The sequence below is a fragment of the Leifsonia sp. KNZ12-8B genome, from assembly GCF_056755495.1.
Window position 1 is genome coordinate 1 of record NZ_JBPGXM010000022.1, and the last position, 16,582, is coordinate 16,582.

Sequence of the window (16,582 nt, forward strand, 5' to 3'; positions counted from 1 at the left end):
GCCGTTGTGTCGCTATTCGGGCGGAACAGCGGCAGAACGACGCCCCTCGAGACATGAGGTGACGCGGGATGGGAGCCCGCCCTCACCCGCGCCGGAAGCCCCGGAACGTCAGGTACAGCCCCAGCGACGCCTCCCACACGATCTCGGGCAGCGTCAGCACCGCCGAGACCGGGCTCAGCTGGCCGTAGAGCCCGAACATGACCGCGATGCCCGAGACCGACATCAGCGGGCCGCCGATCAGGCCGCAGAGCGCCATCCACCGCGGCACCAGGCCGGAGCGGTACATCATCCAGCCGAGCAGCAGGCCGTTCCCCAGGCCGACGACGAAGCCGGGGCCGAGCAGGAACGTCCAGTCGTGCAGCGCCACGAACGCGCCGGCGGTCGTGACGAGCGATGGCGCATCCCCGCCCCCGCTCCGCTGCAGCGAGACCAGCGTCAGCACGCTCAGGATGCCCACCGCGATGAACCCGCACTCCACCAGCCGGGCCGCGACGTACCCGTGGGCCAGGGCGGGGAATCGCTCGCGCAGCGCCGGAAGCAGCGCCAGCGCCGTGCCGATGTTCGCGCCGATCAGGATGAGCTCGCACACCGCGCCGAGCAGGGGTCCGGTGGTGGAGGCGCCGCCGAGCACCCACTCGGGGTCGGTCAAGGCGGCGCCGTACAGCTGCGCGCCGACGATCGCCGAGACGAACGTGACGAGGAAGAGCACGCCCGCGGTCAGCGAGTGCCGGCGCGTGCGGACGGGGAGAGTGGTGGTGATGGTCATGTCGGGTTCCTTCGGCTGAGCGGAAGGTGTACGCCGTACACCTTTGCTGCAGCCTAGGTGTACGGCGTACACTCCGTCAAGATGGCCGACGAACAACGCACCTCCGCCGCCTCCCGGGCACCGCGCCCGCGGCTCACGCGCGACGCCGTGCTCGCCGCCGCCCTCGAGCTCGCAGACACGGAGGGCAGCACCGGCCTCAGCATGCGCACGCTCGCGCAGCGGCTCGGCGTCGTCCCGATGGCGCTGTACAAGCACGTCGCCAGCAAGGACGAGCTGATCGACGGGATCGTCGACCTCGTGTGGGCCGAGGTCGAGCCTCCCGACACCGCTGCCGACCCGGCCGGCTGGCGCCCCGCGATGCGCGCCCGCGCGAGCTCACTGCGCGCGGCGCTGCGCCGCCACCCCTGGGCGGTCGGACTGATGGAGACGCGGATGCGCCCGGGCCCGGCCAACCTGTTCCAGCACAACGCGATGATGGGCTGCCTGCGCCGCGCCGGCTTCTCGTTCCGCACGACCGTGCACGTCACGTCGGTGCTCGACGCGTACGTGTACGGGTTCGCGATGCAGGAGAAGACCCTCCCGTTCGACACCGCCGAGGAGTCGGGGGCGGTCGCCGCGCAGAAGCTCGAGGAGCAGCCTCCCGAGCTGGCCGCCGCCTTCCCGTATCTGCTGGAGGTCGTGGCCGAGCTGGGTGCGCAGGGCTACGACTACGACGCGGAGTTCGCGACGGGCCTCGACCTCATCCTCGACGGCGTGGAGCGTCTCCGCCCGGAGTGGAGCCGCGCCGCCTCCGCTCCTCCTGCGTCCGATCCTGCCCAGGACGCGCCGCGATGACCGGGTGCGCCCCGGTGTAGCCCTCGCGCTGCCGGGCGATGGCGAGGATGCGGCCGCGCTGCAGGTACCAGCCGAGCACGAGCAGCGGGATGATCACGACGAGCGACGCGACGGTCCACGTCCCGGTCGGGTAGTCGAACGCCATCAGCACGAGCACCGCGGCGAGGAACGCGAGGGTGAGCCACGCCGTGAACGGCGCCCCGAACAGCCGGAACGACGGACGCTCCAGCTTGCCCTGCAGCGACCACTTCCGCAGCTGCATCTGGCAGAGCACGATCATGGCCCAGCTCGTGATGATGCCGAGGGAGGCGACGTTCAGCACGATGTTGAACGCCTCCTCCGGCACCACCAGGTTGAGGAAGACGCCGAGCACGCCGATCGCCGCGGTGAGCAGGATGCCGCCGTACGGCACACCGCGCGCGTTCATCCGGCCGGTGAAGGCGGGGGAGGCGCCGGTCTGCGCGAGCGAATGGAGGATGCGGCCCGTCGAGTACATGCCGGCGTTGAGGCTCGACAGCGCCGCCGTGAGGACGACGAAGTTCATCACCGAGCCGATGACCGCGCCGATCTGCGGGCCGCCCAGGTGGGTGAAGAAGGTGACGAAGGGGCTCTCGTCGCCGCTGTACGCGCTCGCCGGGAGGAGCAGGGCGAGCAGCAGGACCGAGCCGCAGTAGAACACGGCGATGCGGAAGACGACGCTGTTGATCGCCTTCGGCATGATCTTCTCGGGCTCGGCGGTCTCGCCCGCCGCGATGCCGACCAGTTCGATGGCGGCGTAGGCGAACACGACGCCCTGCACGAGGACCAGCGCCATCGCGATCGTGCCGACGCCGTTCGGCAGCAGCCAGCCGTTCTCGGCGAGCATCGGGATGCCGGTCGGGCCGAGGTCGGTCGGCCAGCCGGCCGCGAGCACGACGATGCCGACGATCAGGAAGGCGACGAGCGCGCCGACCTTGATCAGCGCGAACCAGAACTCCATCTCGCCGAACACCCGCACCGAGATGAGGTTGAGGCTCACGACGACGATCAGGGCGATGAGCGCGAGCAGCCATTGCGGCACGGACGAGAAGGCGCTCCAGTACTTCACGTAGAGGGCGACGGCGGTGGAGTCGACGATCGCGGTCATCGCCCAGTTGAGGAAGTACATCCACCCGGCGACGTAGGCCATCTTCTCGCCGTAGAACTCGCGCGCGTACGACACGAAAGAGCCGGACGACGGGCGGTGCAGCACCAGCTCGCCGAGCGCGCGCAGCACGAGGAAGGCGAAGAAGCCGCACACCGCGTACACCAGCACGAGGATGGGTCCGCCCTGCTCGAGCCGGCCGCCGGCGCCGAGGAAGAGGCCGGTGCCGATGGCGCCGCCGATGGCGATCATCTGCAGCTGCCGCGACGACAGGGTCTTGTGGTAGCCCTCCTGCTCGCTGGCGAAGTCCTGGACCGCCTGGCTCAGGTCACCGAGGTGCTCCCGCCGGTTCTCGAGGTCGTCAGCGGGGTCGTGGGGTGCCGACATGGCGCTCCTCCTTGCGTGGTCGTGCTCGGTCGCCCACACTACCCGCCGCGTCCTGCCCCCGCTCGGGGGGTCAGGCGATCGAGAGCAGCGCGGCGGCGACGATGGCCAGCGCGAGGCCGGCCCACTGCACCGGCGCGACGCGCTCGCGCAGCACCAGGGCGGCCAGGAGGATGGTGCCGGCCGGGTAGAGCGCGACCAGCACCGACATGGTGGTGAGGTCGCCGACCCGCAGCCCGAGCAGGATGAGCGTGTTCGCCGTCGCGTCGATCGCGCCCGAGAGCGCAGCGAGGAGGACGCCGGTGCGGAGGAGGCTGGTCGTGGCCGGGGTGGTGGAGGTGTGGGAGGTCGTGGAGGTCGTGGTTCCGACCGTGCCCACCACGCGCGCAGAGCGTCCGACGGCCTCGTCGGTACCGGCCCGGGAGGCCCGTCGCGCGACCAGCACCATCCCGGCCACGACGCTCCACATGATCGCGCCGTTGACCGCGCGGTTCACGATCAGCGGCACCAGGCCCGAGTCGTCGGGCGTCTGGTCGAGCAGCACGAGGAACAGGCCGATGCCGGCTCCCGCTCCCACCGCCATCAGCAGCGCCCGGCCGGAGGGCCGCACGGCGCCGCGCTCCGGCACGAAGCCGACGAGCACCACCGCGACCAGCGCGAGCCCGAGCGCGACGTAGCCGATCGGCGCGAACCGGTCGCCCCCGATGAGCCCCACCACCATCGGCACGACCGCCGACACCACCGCGGTCAGCGGCGAGAGGATGCTCATCGGCCCGACAGCGAGGCAGGCGTACAGGAGGAAGACCGCGACGGACCCGACGACACCGGAGGCCGCGGCCCAGCCCACCGCGGGCGCCGACCACACCCCTCCGACCAGCGGCAGCAGGAGGAGCATCAGCGCGAGCCCGCTCACCGCGCCGAGCGCGGTGGTCCGGACCGCCCCGATGCGCCGCGCGGCGACGCCGCCGACGAAGTCGGCCGAGCCGTAGACGAGTGCCGAGAGCAGCCCCAGCAGGGCGGCGGGCATCAGCTCCCGGCCAGGCGGTAGACGTGCAGCACGGCGCCGGTCGCGAAGCGTTCGAGCGCGGTCAGCTCGAACGCCCACTTCTCGCGGTCGTCCGGGAAGATCCGCACGCCGCCGCCGACGAGCACCGGGTAGGTCAGGAGTCGCAGCTCGTCCACGAGGCCCCACACCAGCAGCGAGCGCACCAGCGACGCGCTGCCGGGGACGAGGATCGGTGCGTCGCCCTCCTGCTCCTTCATCCCCTGCACGGCGGCGCGGACGCCGCCGAACTGCCGGTCGGCCACCAGCGGAGTGGCGTTCCAGCCGAGTTCGCCGGGGCGGGAGGTGACGACCGTCTTGGGCAGGGCGTTCATCGCGTCGGCGAAGACGCCCTCGCGCGGCGGCCAGGCCTCGGCGAACTGCTCGAAGGTGCGGCGGCCGAGGAGCAGCGACCCGGCCTCCTGCACCTCCCGCAGCTTGAAGGCCATCAGCTCGTCGGTGGCGTACGGGATGGTCCACCCGGAGTGGCGGTGCGTGGCCTCGCCGCCCGGCGCCTCCACGACCCCGTCGAGGGTCATGAACTGGGTGACGATCAGGCGTGGCATGTCGGCGATGGTACCCGAGCCCCTGTGGCGGCGGCGAGCGTGCGAACGCCCGGAAATACTTCTGTGGAGGCCGTGGACTCTCCACAGATCAGCACCCGGCCGATCAGGCGGTCGGCGGCCCTCGTTACGATCGAGGGATGAACTGGAACACCTGGGTGCCCGACGATCGGGACGCGCCGCCGCCGGACGAGGAGCCGCCCTTCCCCGACCTCGGCGACGACCCGTCGCTCGTCGACGGGTACGCGGGTGATCCGTTCGCCGAGCCGGACTGGGCGGTGGCGTCGGTCGGTGCGGGCGAGGGCGGTGCGCGCGTCGCGCCGGGCGGTGCGCGCGTTGCGCCGCCGCGGTCTCCTGCCGAGCCGCGCGCGACGCCGGCGCGCTTCGCGTCCCCGCGCGACGCGCTGAAGGAGGTCTTCGGGTACGACGCGTTCCGCGGGCAGCAGGAGGCGATCATCGACCGGGTCGCCGCCGGCGGCGACGCGGTCGTGCTCATGCCGACCGGAGGCGGCAAGAGCCTCTGCTACCAGATCCCGTCGCTCGTCCGCGAGGGCACGGGCGTGGTCGTCTCGCCGCTCATCGCGCTCATGCAGGACCAGGTCGACGCGCTGACCGCGGTGGGCGTGCGCGCCGCCTTCCTCAACTCCACGCAGGACGCCGGCCAGCGCGCCGCGGTCGAGCGGGCCTACCTCGCCGGCGAGCTCGACATCCTCTACGTCGCCCCCGAACGGTTGTCGTCGGAGGCGACCAAGCGCTTCCTCGAGCGGGGCCGCGTCGCCCTGTTCGCCATCGACGAGGCGCACTGCGTCTCGCAGTGGGGCCACGACTTCCGGCCCGACTACCTCGCGCTCTCCGAGCTGGCGGAGCGCTGGCCGGACGTCCCACGGATCGCCCTCACCGCCACCGCCACCGAGGCAACCCACCGCGAGCTCACCCAGCGGCTGCGGCTGGAGGACGCCGAGCACTTCGTCTCGGACTTCGACCGGCCCAACATCCAGTACCGCATCGTGCCCAAGGCCGAGGTGCGCAAGCAGTTCCTCGACTTCATCACGGTCGAGCACCCCGGCGAGGCCGGCATCGTCTACGCGCTGTCGCGCAACTCCGTCGAGCGCACGGCCGAGTTCCTCTCGTCCCGCGGGCTGACGGCGCTGCCGTATCACGCCGGTCTCGACGCGGGCGTGCGGGCGCGCACGCAGGCGCGGTTCCTCCGGGAGGAGGGCGTGATCGTCGTCGCGACCATCGCGTTCGGCATGGGGATCGACAAGCCGGATGTGCGGTTCGTCGCGCACGTCGACCTCCCCAAGTCGGTGGAGGGCTACTACCAGGAGACCGGACGCGCCGGGCGCGACGGCCTGCCGTCGACCGCGTGGCTCGCCTACGGCCTGCAAGACGTGGTGCAGCAGCGCCGCATGATCGACGACTCCCCGGGGGACCTCGCCCACCGGCGGCGCCTCACCCAGCACCTCGACGCCATGCTGGCGCTGTGCGAGACGGTCCAGTGCCGGCGGGTGAACCTCCTCGGGTACTTCGGGCAGCGGTCGACGCCGTGCGGCAACTGCGACACGTGCCTGCAGCCGCCGGAGAGCTGGGACGGGACGGTCCCCGCCCAGAAGCTGCTCTCGACCGTCGTGCGGCTGCAGCGCGAGCGCGGTCAGCGGTTCGGCGCCGGGCACCTCGTCGACATCCTCCGCGGCAAGCGGACGCCCCGCGTCGACCAGTACGGACACGACCGCCTGGCCACGTGGAGCATCGGCGACGACCTGAGCGAGAGCCAGTGGCGCGGCGTCGTCCGGCAGCTGATCGCGCAGGAGCTGCTCGTGCCGGAGGGCGAGTACGGCGTGCTGACGATCACGCCCACGAGCGCCGCGGTGCTGTCGGGGGAGCGCCGCGTCGTGCTGCGGCGCGAGCCGGAGCGCCCGGAGCGTGCGAGCCGCTCGTCCGGGCGGAGCGCCGTCGCCGCCGACGTGGCGCCGGCGGACCAGCCGCTGTTCGAGGCGCTGCGCAGCTGGCGCGCGGGAGAGGCGCGGTCGCAGGGCGTTCCCGCGTACATCGTCTTCGGCGACGCCACTCTGCGCGCGGTCGCGGCCGCGCGGCCGGCGACGCTCGCCGACCTCGACGGCATCTCGGGCATCGGTGCCAAGAAGCGCGAGGCCTACGGCGAGGCCCTCCTGGAGGTCGTGGCCGCAGCCTCCTGAGCCCGCCGCCTCCTGAGCCCGCCGCCCCACCTGGCCCCCGCGCGCCATAGGAGGGTCGGCCGAGTCGTGAGGGGATGCGGGTTGCGGGGCCGAGGAGCGACATGATGTCACGACTCGGCGGGGCGGATTCGCGTGCACCCCTGGTGGGTATCCGCGGTCGAGCGTACTGTGCCCGTCTCATGGGGCCTGCGAGCGGCCCGTTCCCCGGGACGACCAGGGAATTTTCGATCGGTGGAACGCGTTTTCCCACTGGTTGGATCGCGACGATCTCGAAGGAGGATGAGATGGCACGGATGATCGAGGAGCTCGAGGACGAGACCGGCGCAGTGATCAAGTACAAGCGGCACGCCAACGGACGAGGGCTGGTGGCCCCCTCCGCACGCGTCGCCGAGTCGGCGTACATCGAGCCGACCGCGTACGTGGAGGCCGACGCTCGCGTGGGCCTCGACGCCTACATCGGCGCCGGAAGCTGGATCGACGCGGGCGCCACGATCGGCGACCGCGCGTTCGTGGGCGCGAACGTCCACGTCGGCGCAGGCAGCGTCGTCGGAAGCGGCGCGAAGATCGGCAGCAACGCCAAGCTCGGCGCCAAGACGATGATCGGCAACGGCGCGCGGGTGGACCGCGACGCGCACCTCGACGAGGGCGCCGTCGTGCAGCTCCGCGGTGCCGCGGCCGCCAGGGCCGCGCTCTCCGCGGCGCCCCGCGTCCCGCGCGCCCAGCAGGCCGCACGCGCCCCGCGGGCGCAGCAGGCCCCGCGCTCGGGCCGCCGCCAGGCGCCCCGCCGCGCGGCGTAACGCTCCGCAGGCCGGCCCGCTCCACGAGCCACAAGGGTCCCGACCCACCGCACCGCCCACCGGCGGACGGAGAGTCGGGACCCTTTCCGCATTCACCCGCACCCCGCCGGGTTGTAGACAGCCCAGCGCCGCGACGGCCCCCGTTTGGAGGATTCCGCAATCGGGTGTCGGGACACCGTCCCGCCGGTTTGTAGGCCGCGCACCGAGCGTTTCGTCGTCGTCGCCGGGAGTCGTAGCGTGTCAGCGTCCCGCCGAGAAATCGAAGAGGAGCCTCATGGTCGACACCTCCGAGCGCGTCGCCGCGTCCGCCCCCGCCGCCGCGTCCGCCGCCGTCAACGCCTCCGACACCCCGGCCGCCACGGCCGACGCCGCCCTCGCGGCCACCGCCCCCGCCGGCTTCACCCCGCGCGTCGACGTGGAGGCGCTCGGCCGCCAGCTGCTCGGTGACTGGGCCGAGGCCCGGCTCGCCTCCCGCGAACTCGCGAAGCGGCCCGAGATGCAGAAGGTGGAGGGGCTCTCCGTCGCGGACCACCGCAAGCGCGTCTTCGAGCAGCTCAAGCTGCTGGTCGCCGATGGTCAGGTGCACCGCGCCTTCCCGAAGTCGGTCGGCGGCGAGGAGGACAACGGCGGCAACATCGCGGCGTTCGAGGAGCTCGTGGCGGCCGATCCGTCCCTCCAGATCAAGTCCGGTGTGCAGTGGGGCCTCTTCGGCGCCGCCGTGCTGCACCTCGGCACCGAGCGTCACCATGAGAAGTACCTTCCGGCGATCATGTCGCTGGAGGTGCCCGGCGCCTTCGCGATGACCGAGACCGGCCACGGGTCGGACGTCGCGAGCGTCGCCACCACGGCCACCTACGACCCCGCGACGCAGGAGTTCGTCCTCGACACGCCGTTCCGTGCGGCGTGGAAGGACTATCTCGGCAACGCCGCCGTCGACGCGACGGCCGCCGTGGTGTTCGCGCAGCTGGTGACCAAGGGCGTCAACCACGGCGTGCACGCCTTCTACGTCCCGATCCGCGACGCGGACGGCGACTTCCTGCCCGGCATCGGCGGCGAGGACGACGGCCAGAAGGGCGGCCTCAACGGCATCGACAACGGCCGCCTCCACTTCACCGGCGTCCGGATCCCGCGCACCGACCTGCTGAACCGCTACGGCGACGTGGCCGAGGACGGCACGTACAGCTCGCCCATCCAGAGCCCGGGCCGGCGCTTCTTCACGATGCTCGGCACGCTCGTGCAGGGCCGCGTCTCCCTCGACGGCTCCGCGACCATCGCGTCGAAGCTGGCGCTGAAGATCGCCATCACGTACGGCGACCAGCGCCGCCAGTTCACCGCGGGCAGCGACACCGACGAGGAGGTCATCCTCGACTACCAGCGGCACCAGCGCCGCCTGCTGCCGCTGCTGGCGACGACGTACGCCGCGAGCTTCGCCCACGAGGTGTTCCTGCACAAGTTCGACGACGTGTTCAGCGGCGTCGCCGACAGCGACACCGACCGGCAGGACCTCGAGACCATCGCGGCGGCGCTCAAGCCGCTCAGCACCTGGCATGCGCTCGACACGCTGCAGGAGGCGCGCGAGGCCTGTGGAGGCGCGGGCTTCCTGACCGAGAACCGCCTCACCTCGCTGCGCCACGACCTCGACATCTGGGTCACCTTCGAGGGCGACAACAACGTGCTGCTGCAGCTGGTCGCCAAGCGCCTGCTCACCGACTTCAGCCGCAAGTTCGCGAAGGCCGACGCCGGGGCGCTCGCGCGGTACGTCGTGACGAGGGCGGCCGGCCGCGCGTACCACGGCAGCGGGCTGCGCTCGGTCGCCCAGACCGTGCGCGACTTCGGCTCGACCGCACGCGCGGTGAACTGGCTGCAGGAGCCGGCCACCCAGCGGGAGCTGCTCACCGATCGCGTGGAGACCATGATCGGTCAGATCGCCGGCCGCCTGCGCCCCGCCTCCAAGCTGGGCAAGAAGGAGGCCGCCGACCTGTTCAACACGCAGCAGAACGAGCTCATCGAGGCGGCCAGGGCGCACGGCGAGCTGCTGCAGTGGGAGGCGTTCACGGACGCCCTCGAGCAGGCCCCGGACGCCGGCACCCGTCAGGTGCTCACCTGGCTGCGCGACCTGTTCGGCTTCGGCCTGATCGAGAAGCACCTGGCCTGGTACCTGATGAACGGCCGGCTCTCGCCGCAGCGCGCCCAAGCGGTCAGCGCGTACATCGACCGGCTGCTCACGCGCATCCGCCCGCACGCCGTCGACCTGGTCGACGCCTTCGGGTATGGGCCGGAGCTGGTGCGCGCGAAGATCGCGAGCGGGGCCGAGGCCGAGCGGCAGGAGGAGGCGCGCGCCTACTACGCCGAGCGGCGTGCGGCGGGCACCCTCCCGACCCCGGAGAAGTCGAAGAAGCGCTGACGCATCCGCGTCGCCCCCATCGAGTTGTCACGCCACGCCGTCCGGCCCCTCCGCCGGGCGGCGTGTTGCGCCAACTCGACGCAGAGGGCAGCGACGGAACTCAGGGGATGAGGCCCAGCGCCCGCACGGCCTCCCGCTCCTCCACCAGCTCGGCGACCGACCGATCGATGCGCTCGCGCGAGAAGGCGTCGATGTCGAGACCCTGCACGATCTGCCACGTGCCGCCCGCCGCACCCCTCGGCACGGACCGCACCGGGAACGACGAGATCAGTCCCTCCGGTACCCCGTAGCTGCCGTCGGAGACGACCCCGGCGGAGGTCCAGCGGTCGCCGGTGCCGTTCACCCAGTCGTGCACGTGGTCGATGGCGGCGCTGGCCGCTGACGCCGCGCTCGACGAGCCGCGCACCTCGATGATCTCGGCGCCGCGCTTGGCGACCCGCGGGATGTACTCGTCGGCCAGCCAGCGCTCGTCCACCAGCTCGGTCGCCGGGCGGCCGTCGACCGTAGCGTGGCTGAGGTCGGGGTACTGGGAGGCGGAGTGGTTGCCCCACACGATCACGCCGTCGATCGAGCGGACGGGCACGTGGAGGTGCGCCGCGAGCTGGGCGACGGCCCGGTTGTGGTCGAGGCGCGTCATCGCGGTGAAGCGCTCGGCCGGCACGTCCGGCGCCGCGGCGCTCGCGATCAGCGCGTTCGTGTTGGCCGGGTTGCCGACGACGAGCACGCGAACGTCATCGGCGGCGCCGGCGTTGATCGCGGCGCCCTGGGGCCCGAAAATCGCGCCGTTGGCCTCCAACAGGTCGGCGCGCTCCATGCCGGGGCCGCGCGGACGGGCGCCGACGAGCAGGGCGATGTTCACGCCGTCGAACGCCGCGGTCGCGTCCTCGGTGACGTCGACGCCGTGCAGGAGCGGGAAGGCGCCGTCCTGCAGCTCCAGCGCCGTGCCCTCCGCGGCGCGGCGCCCGGCCGGGATCTCGAGCAGCCGCAGCCGCACCGGCACGTCGTGGCCGAGCAGCTGGCCCGACGCGATGCGGAACAGCAGGGAGTAGCCGATCTGGCCTCCCGCTCCGGTGACGGTGACGGTGACGGGGACGGGCGGCGTGGCGGCGGGGACGGTCTCCATTCTGCGAGCGTAGCGCCGGGCGTACGGTGTGCGGCATGACGTTCAACCCCAACTCCGACATCGGCGGCGGCAAGGTCCGCCGCCGCGGCCGGACCGCCGGCATCGCCGCGGGCGGAGTCGGGATCGGCGCCGTCGCGATCGTGCTGCTGTCGCAATTCCTCGGCGTCGACCTGACCCCCTTCCTCGGCGGAGGCGTGGCCCAGACCCAGCAGATCGGCACCGGGGAGGAGCTGCAGAACTGCGAGACCGGCGCCGACGCGAACGCGAGCATCGACTGCCGGATGCAGGGAGCGGCCGCCTCCCTCGAGACGTACTGGTCGGAGGAGGTGCCGGCGCAGGGCGGGCAGTACGCGTCGCCGGAGTTCATCCTGTTCACCGACTCCACCTCGACCGGCTGCGGGGGTGCGACCAGCGCGACCGGCCCCTTCTACTGCCCGGCCGACCAGACCGTGTACGTCGACACCGGCTTCTTCGACGAGCTTCGGTCGCGGTTCGGCGCGAGCGGCGGACCGCTGGCCGAGCTCTACGTGGTGGCGCACGAGTGGGGGCACCACATCCAGAACCTGACCGGGATCATGGAGGCGCACTCCAGCCGCGAGACCGGCCCGACCTCGGACAGCGTGCGGACCGAGCTGCAGGCCGACTGCTTCGCCGGCGCCTGGGCGGGAGCGGCGGCGACGACGAAGGACGAGAACGGCGTGCCGTTCCTGCAGCCGATCACCGAGACCCAGCTGCAGGACGCGTTGAGCGCGGCGGCGGCGGTCGGCGACGACCGCATCCAGGAGTCCGCGACCGGCCGCGTCGACCCGGAGGGGTGGACGCACGGCTCGTCCGAGCAGCGGCAGCGCTGGTTCACCGCGGGATACCGCGGCGGGACGGGGTCGTGCGACACCTTCAGCGTGTCGGGCGCCGAGCTGTGAGCCGCGCGACGGCCGCCCGCTAGGGTCGTCGCATGCGGAGCCTGTACCCCGAGATCGAGCCGTACGACAGCGGAATGCTGGATGTCGGCGACGGCCAGCAGCTGTACTGGGAGACCAGCGGCGACCCGGACGGCAAGCCGGTGGTGTTCCTCCACGGCGGCCCGGGAGGCGGCACGACCCCCGCGCACCGGCGGCTGTTCGACCCGTCGCGCTACCGCATCGTGCTGGTGGACCAGCGCGGCTGCGGGAGGAGCCTCCCGCACGCGAGCGACCCCTCCGCCGACCTGTCGGTGAACACGACCTGGCACCTGGTCGCCGACCTGGAGCGGCTGCGCGAGCACCTCGGCATCGAGCGTTGGCAGGTGTTCGGCGGGTCGTGGGGCTCGACGCTCGCGCTGGCGTACGCCGAGACGCATCCCGAGCGGGTGACGGAGCTGGTGCTGCGCGGCATCTTCACGCTGCGCGCCCAGGAGCTGGACTGGTTCTACGAGGGCGGCGCCGCCGCGCTGTTCCCCGATCTGTGGGAGGGCTTCGTCGAGCCGGTGCCTGTGGACGAGCGGGGGCACCTCATCCGGGCCTACCACCGCCTCCTGAACGACCCGGACCCGGCCGTGCACGAGCCGGCGGCCGTGGCCTGGTCGCGGTGGGAGTCGTCGACGATCACGCTGCTGCCCCGCGAGGACCTGGTGGCGACCTTCACCGAGCCGCGGTACGCGGTGGCGTTCGCGCGCATCGAGAACCACTACTTCGTGAACCGCGGCTGGATGGAGGAGGGGCAGCTGATCCGCGACGCGCCGCGCCTCGCCGACATCCCGGCCGTCATCGTGCAGGGCCGGTACGACGCGTGCACGCCACCGATGACGGCGTGGGACCTCCACCGGGCCTGGCCGGAGGCGGAGCTGCGGATGATCCCGGACTCGGGCCACGCCTTCGACGAGCCGGGGATCCTCGACGCCCTGGTGGAGGCGACGGACCGGTTCGCGGGGGAGTAGCGGGGGCCGCTCGCATCGGGCCGGACTCCACTGCATGTTTCGCGCCTGCGATGCGTAAGTCCGTCGTGCCGGCACGCAAAAGATCGCGCACACCCGGGCCGAGGGCTGTTGGGCTGACACGGTGATGGTGGGGCGCATCGGGACGCTCCGCGATCGAGGGGAGTCACCGGGTGAAGCGAACTGCTCCAGCGATCCGCATCGTCGATCCGGCCTCCAAGGCCGCCTTCGTCGTCGTCGCCTTCGCTCTGGCGCTCATGCTCGGTGTCGCGGGGTCGATGGTGTGGGTCGGTGCCTCCGTCCCGCTGGGCGCGGCGGCGCTGATCGCCGCCGTCGTGGTCGCCGCCCGCTGCTTCCGCGGGCGGGAGGAGCCGGTCACGCCGCCCCGGCGGTGGTGGCGGATGACGGCGACGGCGGGCGGAGGCTGGTTCATGTGCGCCGTGCTCGCCATGTGCGCCGTCGTCGGCGTCTCGGCTTCGCCGGGGCCGGCGGGCGCCGCGCCCGCGGTGGTGCAGCTGCTGGTCGCCGCCGCCTACGCCCACTCCTCGGTCCGCCTGCAGCGCCTCCGCTGAGGCGCTACGCGCCGCGGCAGCCACGGTCGGCAACTCCGGAGCGCGTAGCCGACACGCCGGGTGCGGGCGCGCTGCTCCGGAACTATCGCGCCCTGCGGGCCGACGTCCCGGAGGCGCGCGCCCCGCGCCTCACCCGTCGATCGCGGCTCCGTCGTGGCGGGCCAGGGCCGCGCGCGGCGGGGTGTCGGCGAGGTGGTGGGCCAGGCGGAGGGCGAGGCAGACCGTCGTGAAGGTGGGGTTGGCCTCGGCGGAGGTGCGGAGGACGCTGCTCGAGGCGATGTAGAGGTTGTCGACGCCGTGCACGCGGCAGTCCCGATCCACGACGCCGTCGCCCGGACGGGCGCTCATGCGGGTGGTGCCGATGTGGTGGAAGCCGTCGATCGCCTGCTCCCACACGCCCGCCGCCCGCCGCTCCGGCGGGTCGAGGTACTCCACGCGGCCCTTGCCGGACGCGCGGAGGCGCTCGTCGAGGAGCTCGTGGAAGCGCAGCACCGAGTCCACGTCCTGGTCGGTGTAGCGGAAGTCGATCAGCAGGCTCGGCGTGCCGTCCGGGTTCACGCCCCCGTCGAGGCGGACGCGGCTGTCCGGGTTCGCGATCTGCTCCGAGTGGTAGTGGATGGCGTACGTGCCTCCCGGGTTCCGCAGCAGGAAGCCGGGCTTCCGCACCCGCGACAGGTAGCGGCGGCGCAGGATGTCCCACGAGTCGATCACGGCCCGCACCGGGTTCCGCAGCACGTTCAGGACGTGCGCGCCGTAGCGGCGCGGCGCCGGACCGATGTGGCGGACGCGGATCCCCTCGGCCAGGATGCGGCGGCCGACCGGCGGGACCGCCAGCGCGAGGAACACCGCCGACAGTGTCGCGTTGCGGTGCCGCTCGTCGTAGAAGGGCGGGTTGTCGAGGTAGAAGCTGGCGTTGAGCAGGCGGTGCTCGTTCAGCGCCTCCGCCGGCAGCGAGAACCGGCGGCGCACGTAGCTGTCGTGCTCGTCGCGCCGGAAGTCGAGGAGGGCGATGTCGGCCGGGTCCGTCAGCACGATGTTCGCGATGCTGCCGGTGGCGTGGCCCATGTAGTAGCGGCCGAGCGGGCCGTCGACGCCGCCGAACGCCGTGGGGAGGGTGCGCTGGGCATCCAGCAGCAGGCGCACGGTCTCCATCCCTCCCGCCGCCAGCGCGTACCGGTCGGCGCGCACCAGCGCCGGGCGGTCGCGGTAGCGGATGCGGAGGCCGCGCACCGTGCTGCCGTCGGCGTCGAACGCGATGCCGACGACGGGCGCGTCGGACAGGAGGTCGATCAACGGGTCGGCGAGGACGCGCGCGCCGAGGCGCGGGCCGAGCTTCGGCTGCCGGGCCCAGCGCTCCAGCTGCGACATGCGGAGGTCGCCGAGGCCGGGCCAGTCCGGCTCGGCGGACGCGAACGGGCCGGCGCCGCAGTCGAGGTACTCCTGCGCCTTCTCGCGCCACGGCTCGATCGCCGAGAACCCGATGGGCCAGTCGGAGTCGGGCACGTGGTCGCGCTGCTGGAAGTCGACCGGCTCGTAGGTGACGCAGCGGCCGCCCCACATCCACGAGGCGCCGCCGAGGCCGACGCGGGTGGTCTGCAGCTCGGGCGCGTGCCGGTCGGGGTCGACGATGGTGTCGTTGCGGCGGCGGGCCGGCGGCTTGTCGCGCCGCCCGGCGTCCTCGGCGCCGGCATCGAGCAGGAGCACGTGGATGCCGGTCTCCGACGCCTCCAGGGCGAGGGCGAGGCCGACCGGTCCGGCGCCGATCACGACGAGGCCGTAGTGCTCGTCGTCGGCGGGGAGGCTGTCGAGTCTCATCGGGCGCCCACCGTCCCGTGGGCGGCGGCCCCGGACGGCGTGGCCCCGGAGGGCGCTGCCCGGCCGGCGCGGGTCGTGCCGTCGGTCTCCCACCTCCGCGTGCCGACGCCGACCGTGCGCCGGGTCCTCAGCCGGGCGGCGGCGGCCAGGGCGGCGTAGCAGAAGGCGTCGAACGCCGAGAACGGGCCGCGGATCGTCCGCAGCAGCGCGGAGACGCGGTCGGAGGACTGCGCGGCGGCGGCGCCGTCGAGCTCGACGTAGCCGCGGCGGTGCCGGCTCAGGATGGCGAGCAGTGCGGAGGTCGTGGTCGGCGCGTGCACCTGCGCGGGCGCGGTGGCGAGCACCTCCTTCTCACCCTCGGCGAACAGCCCGTCGAACCAGGAGTCGTCGGCCGTGACGTCGGCGAACGCGTCGAAGCGCTCGTGCCCCGTCTGCGAGACGGCGTACAGCCCGGCGCCCCAGAGCCGCGTCCCCTGCTCAGGGATGCGCGCCCGCGCGCGGTAGTACGCGCGCACGGGGAAGGAGGAGGCCGTGGTGTCGATGGCGGAGGCGGGCCGCGCGGCGAGAGGGCCGCCCGGGCGGGAGAGCGCGCGGAAGACCGCCTCCACCGCCTCCGGCTCGACGTCGATGTCGGCGTCGAGGTACAGCCGCGGCCACTGGGTCGCGGCAGCGTCGCCGAGGTTCATCGCGGCCGGTTTGGAGCCGATGCCGCTCTCGATGACGGTGACGCCTGGCACGCGCCTGGCCGCGTCCGCGGTGCCGTCGGTGCTGCCGTTGACGACGACGATCAGCTCGACGGGCGGGGCGGAGGCGGGCCGCTGGATCAGCGGGAGGAGACGGCGGAGCGTACGCTCGATCACGCGCTCCTCGTTGTGGGCCGGGATGATGACGGCTCCTGTCGGGGGAGCCGGCCGGGTGTCCGGGGTGTGCGCTGGCATCACAGTGAGACCTGTTCTCGTGTCGGGTCGCGAGTAAAGTGAGTAAACATCACTTCTTGCGGGATGCTATCGAATCGGGCCCGCATCCGGCCTCCCCCGTTAAGGGGGTGAGCAATT

At 72.9% G+C, this 16,582-nt stretch carries 14 protein-coding genes; 7 read left to right on the forward strand and 7 right to left on the reverse strand.

Going from position 1 to position 16,582, the window contains the following annotated elements; genetic code table 11:
- Positions 1–82: 82 nt before the first annotated feature.
- Positions 83–766, reverse strand: a complete 684-nt coding sequence (locus tag ACR9ZG_RS05545; RefSeq protein ID WP_481283826.1) for a DUF4386 domain-containing protein — start codon at positions 764–766, stop codon at positions 83–85.
- A gap of 81 nt (positions 767–847) precedes the next feature.
- Here ACR9ZG_RS05545 and ACR9ZG_RS05550 point away from each other — a divergent pair, with 81 nt between their 5' ends.
- Positions 848–1,600: a TetR/AcrR family transcriptional regulator gene (locus ACR9ZG_RS05550; RefSeq protein ID WP_481283827.1), complete on the forward strand. Its 753-nt coding sequence runs from the start codon at positions 848–850 to the stop codon at positions 1,598–1,600.
- On the opposite strand, the gene ACR9ZG_RS05555 is transcribed toward ACR9ZG_RS05550, so the two are convergent.
- The 3 genes from ACR9ZG_RS05555 to ACR9ZG_RS05565 form a co-directional block, all read right to left on the reverse strand.
- Positions 1,506–3,110, reverse strand: coding sequence for an amino acid permease (locus tag ACR9ZG_RS05555; RefSeq protein ID WP_481283828.1), 1,605 nt, complete (start codon positions 3,108–3,110; stop codon positions 1,506–1,508). The two genes, ACR9ZG_RS05550 and ACR9ZG_RS05555, sit on opposite strands and share 95 nt — an antisense overlap.
- 70 nt (positions 3,111–3,180) lie before the next feature.
- Positions 3,181–4,134 carry an EamA family transporter gene (locus ACR9ZG_RS05560; protein ID WP_481283829.1) on the reverse strand — a complete coding sequence of 318 codons (954 nt, stop codon included), beginning with the start codon at positions 4,132–4,134 and terminating at the stop codon, positions 3,181–3,183.
- Positions 4,134–4,715, reverse strand: a complete 582-nt coding sequence (locus tag ACR9ZG_RS05565; RefSeq protein ID WP_481283830.1) for a dihydrofolate reductase family protein — start codon at positions 4,713–4,715, stop codon at positions 4,134–4,136. Before ACR9ZG_RS05565 ends, ACR9ZG_RS05560 begins: the two co-directional genes overlap by 1 nt.
- A gap of 137 nt (positions 4,716–4,852) precedes the next feature.
- On the opposite strand from ACR9ZG_RS05565, the gene recQ reads away from it, so the two are divergent.
- From recQ to ACR9ZG_RS05580, 3 genes are all read left to right on the forward strand, one after another.
- Positions 4,853–6,907 carry a DNA helicase RecQ gene (gene recQ / locus ACR9ZG_RS05570; protein WP_481283831.1) on the forward strand — a complete coding sequence of 685 codons (2,055 nt, stop codon included), beginning with the start codon at positions 4,853–4,855 and terminating at the stop codon, positions 6,905–6,907.
- A 284-nt stretch (positions 6,908–7,191) separates the two neighbouring features.
- A complete protein-coding gene (locus ACR9ZG_RS05575) occupies positions 7,192–7,704 on the forward strand; it encodes a DapH/DapD/GlmU-related protein (protein WP_481283832.1) in 513 nt (170 codons plus the stop codon).
- A 274-nt stretch (positions 7,705–7,978) separates the two neighbouring features.
- On the forward strand, positions 7,979–10,108 hold the full coding sequence (locus tag ACR9ZG_RS05580; protein WP_481283833.1) for an acyl-CoA dehydrogenase family protein: 2,130 nt from the start codon (positions 7,979–7,981) through the stop codon (positions 10,106–10,108).
- A gap of 100 nt (positions 10,109–10,208) precedes the next feature.
- Here ACR9ZG_RS05580 and ACR9ZG_RS05585 read toward each other — a convergent pair whose 3' ends face one another.
- Positions 10,209–11,231, reverse strand: a complete 1,023-nt coding sequence (locus ACR9ZG_RS05585) for a malate dehydrogenase (RefSeq protein ID WP_481283834.1) — start codon at positions 11,229–11,231, stop codon at positions 10,209–10,211.
- A 35-nt stretch (positions 11,232–11,266) separates the two neighbouring features.
- Here ACR9ZG_RS05585 and ypfJ point away from each other — a divergent pair, with 35 nt between their 5' ends.
- The 3 genes from ypfJ (at position 11,267) to ACR9ZG_RS05600 (ending at position 13,712) form a co-directional block, all read left to right on the forward strand.
- Positions 11,267–12,151 carry a KPN_02809 family neutral zinc metallopeptidase gene (gene ypfJ, locus ACR9ZG_RS05590; protein ID WP_481283835.1) on the forward strand — a complete coding sequence of 295 codons (885 nt, stop codon included), beginning with the start codon at positions 11,267–11,269 and terminating at the stop codon, positions 12,149–12,151.
- 32 nt (positions 12,152–12,183) lie between these two features.
- A complete protein-coding gene (pip, locus tag ACR9ZG_RS05595; protein WP_481283836.1) occupies positions 12,184–13,143 on the forward strand; it encodes a prolyl aminopeptidase in 960 nt (319 codons plus the stop codon).
- A 170-nt stretch (positions 13,144–13,313) separates the two neighbouring features.
- On the forward strand, positions 13,314–13,712 hold the full coding sequence (locus tag ACR9ZG_RS05600) for a hypothetical protein (protein WP_481283837.1): 399 nt from the start codon (positions 13,314–13,316) through the stop codon (positions 13,710–13,712).
- A gap of 129 nt (positions 13,713–13,841) precedes the next feature.
- Here the strand turns inward: ACR9ZG_RS05600 and ACR9ZG_RS05605 are convergent, their stop codons facing one another.
- The gene (locus ACR9ZG_RS05605) at positions 13,842–15,527 is read right to left on the reverse strand and encodes a GMC oxidoreductase (RefSeq protein WP_481283838.1); all 1,686 of its coding nucleotides are present in this window, start codon (positions 15,525–15,527) and stop codon (positions 13,842–13,844) included.
- A complete protein-coding gene (locus tag ACR9ZG_RS05610; RefSeq protein WP_481283839.1) occupies positions 15,524–16,465 on the reverse strand; it encodes a glycosyltransferase family 2 protein in 942 nt (313 codons plus the stop codon). Before ACR9ZG_RS05610 ends, ACR9ZG_RS05605 begins: the two co-directional genes overlap by 4 nt.
- Between the last annotated feature and the right edge of the window lie 117 nt (positions 16,466–16,582).

Coding starts and splice junctions, on each gene's coding strand:
- ACR9ZG_RS05560 (WP_481283829.1), bottom strand. CDS start 4,134: ATGCCCGCCGCCCTGCTGGGGCTGCTCTCGGCACTCGTCTACGGCTCG.
- pip (WP_481283836.1), top strand. CDS start 12,184: ATGCGGAGCCTGTACCCCGAGATCGAGCCGTACGACAGCGGAATGCTG.
- ACR9ZG_RS05545 (WP_481283826.1), bottom strand. CDS start 766: ATGACCATCACCACCACTCTCCCCGTCCGCACGCGCCGGCACTCGCTG.
- ACR9ZG_RS05565 (WP_481283830.1), bottom strand. CDS start 4,715: ATGCCACGCCTGATCGTCACCCAGTTCATGACCCTCGACGGGGTCGTG.
- ACR9ZG_RS05550 (WP_481283827.1), top strand. CDS start 848: ATGGCCGACGAACAACGCACCTCCGCCGCCTCCCGGGCACCGCGCCCG.
- ACR9ZG_RS05605 (WP_481283838.1), bottom strand. CDS start 15,527: ATGAGACTCGACAGCCTCCCCGCCGACGACGAGCACTACGGCCTCGTC.
- ACR9ZG_RS05575 (WP_481283832.1), top strand. CDS start 7,192: ATGGCACGGATGATCGAGGAGCTCGAGGACGAGACCGGCGCAGTGATC.
- recQ (WP_481283831.1), top strand. CDS start 4,853: ATGAACTGGAACACCTGGGTGCCCGACGATCGGGACGCGCCGCCGCCG.
- ypfJ (WP_481283835.1), top strand. CDS start 11,267: ATGACGTTCAACCCCAACTCCGACATCGGCGGCGGCAAGGTCCGCCGC.
- ACR9ZG_RS05610 (WP_481283839.1), bottom strand. CDS start 16,465: ATGCCAGCGCACACCCCGGACACCCGGCCGGCTCCCCCGACAGGAGCC.
- ACR9ZG_RS05580 (WP_481283833.1), top strand. CDS start 7,979: ATGGTCGACACCTCCGAGCGCGTCGCCGCGTCCGCCCCCGCCGCCGCG.
- ACR9ZG_RS05555 (WP_481283828.1), bottom strand. CDS start 3,110: ATGTCGGCACCCCACGACCCCGCTGACGACCTCGAGAACCGGCGGGAG.
- ACR9ZG_RS05585 (WP_481283834.1), bottom strand. CDS start 11,231: ATGGAGACCGTCCCCGCCGCCACGCCGCCCGTCCCCGTCACCGTCACC.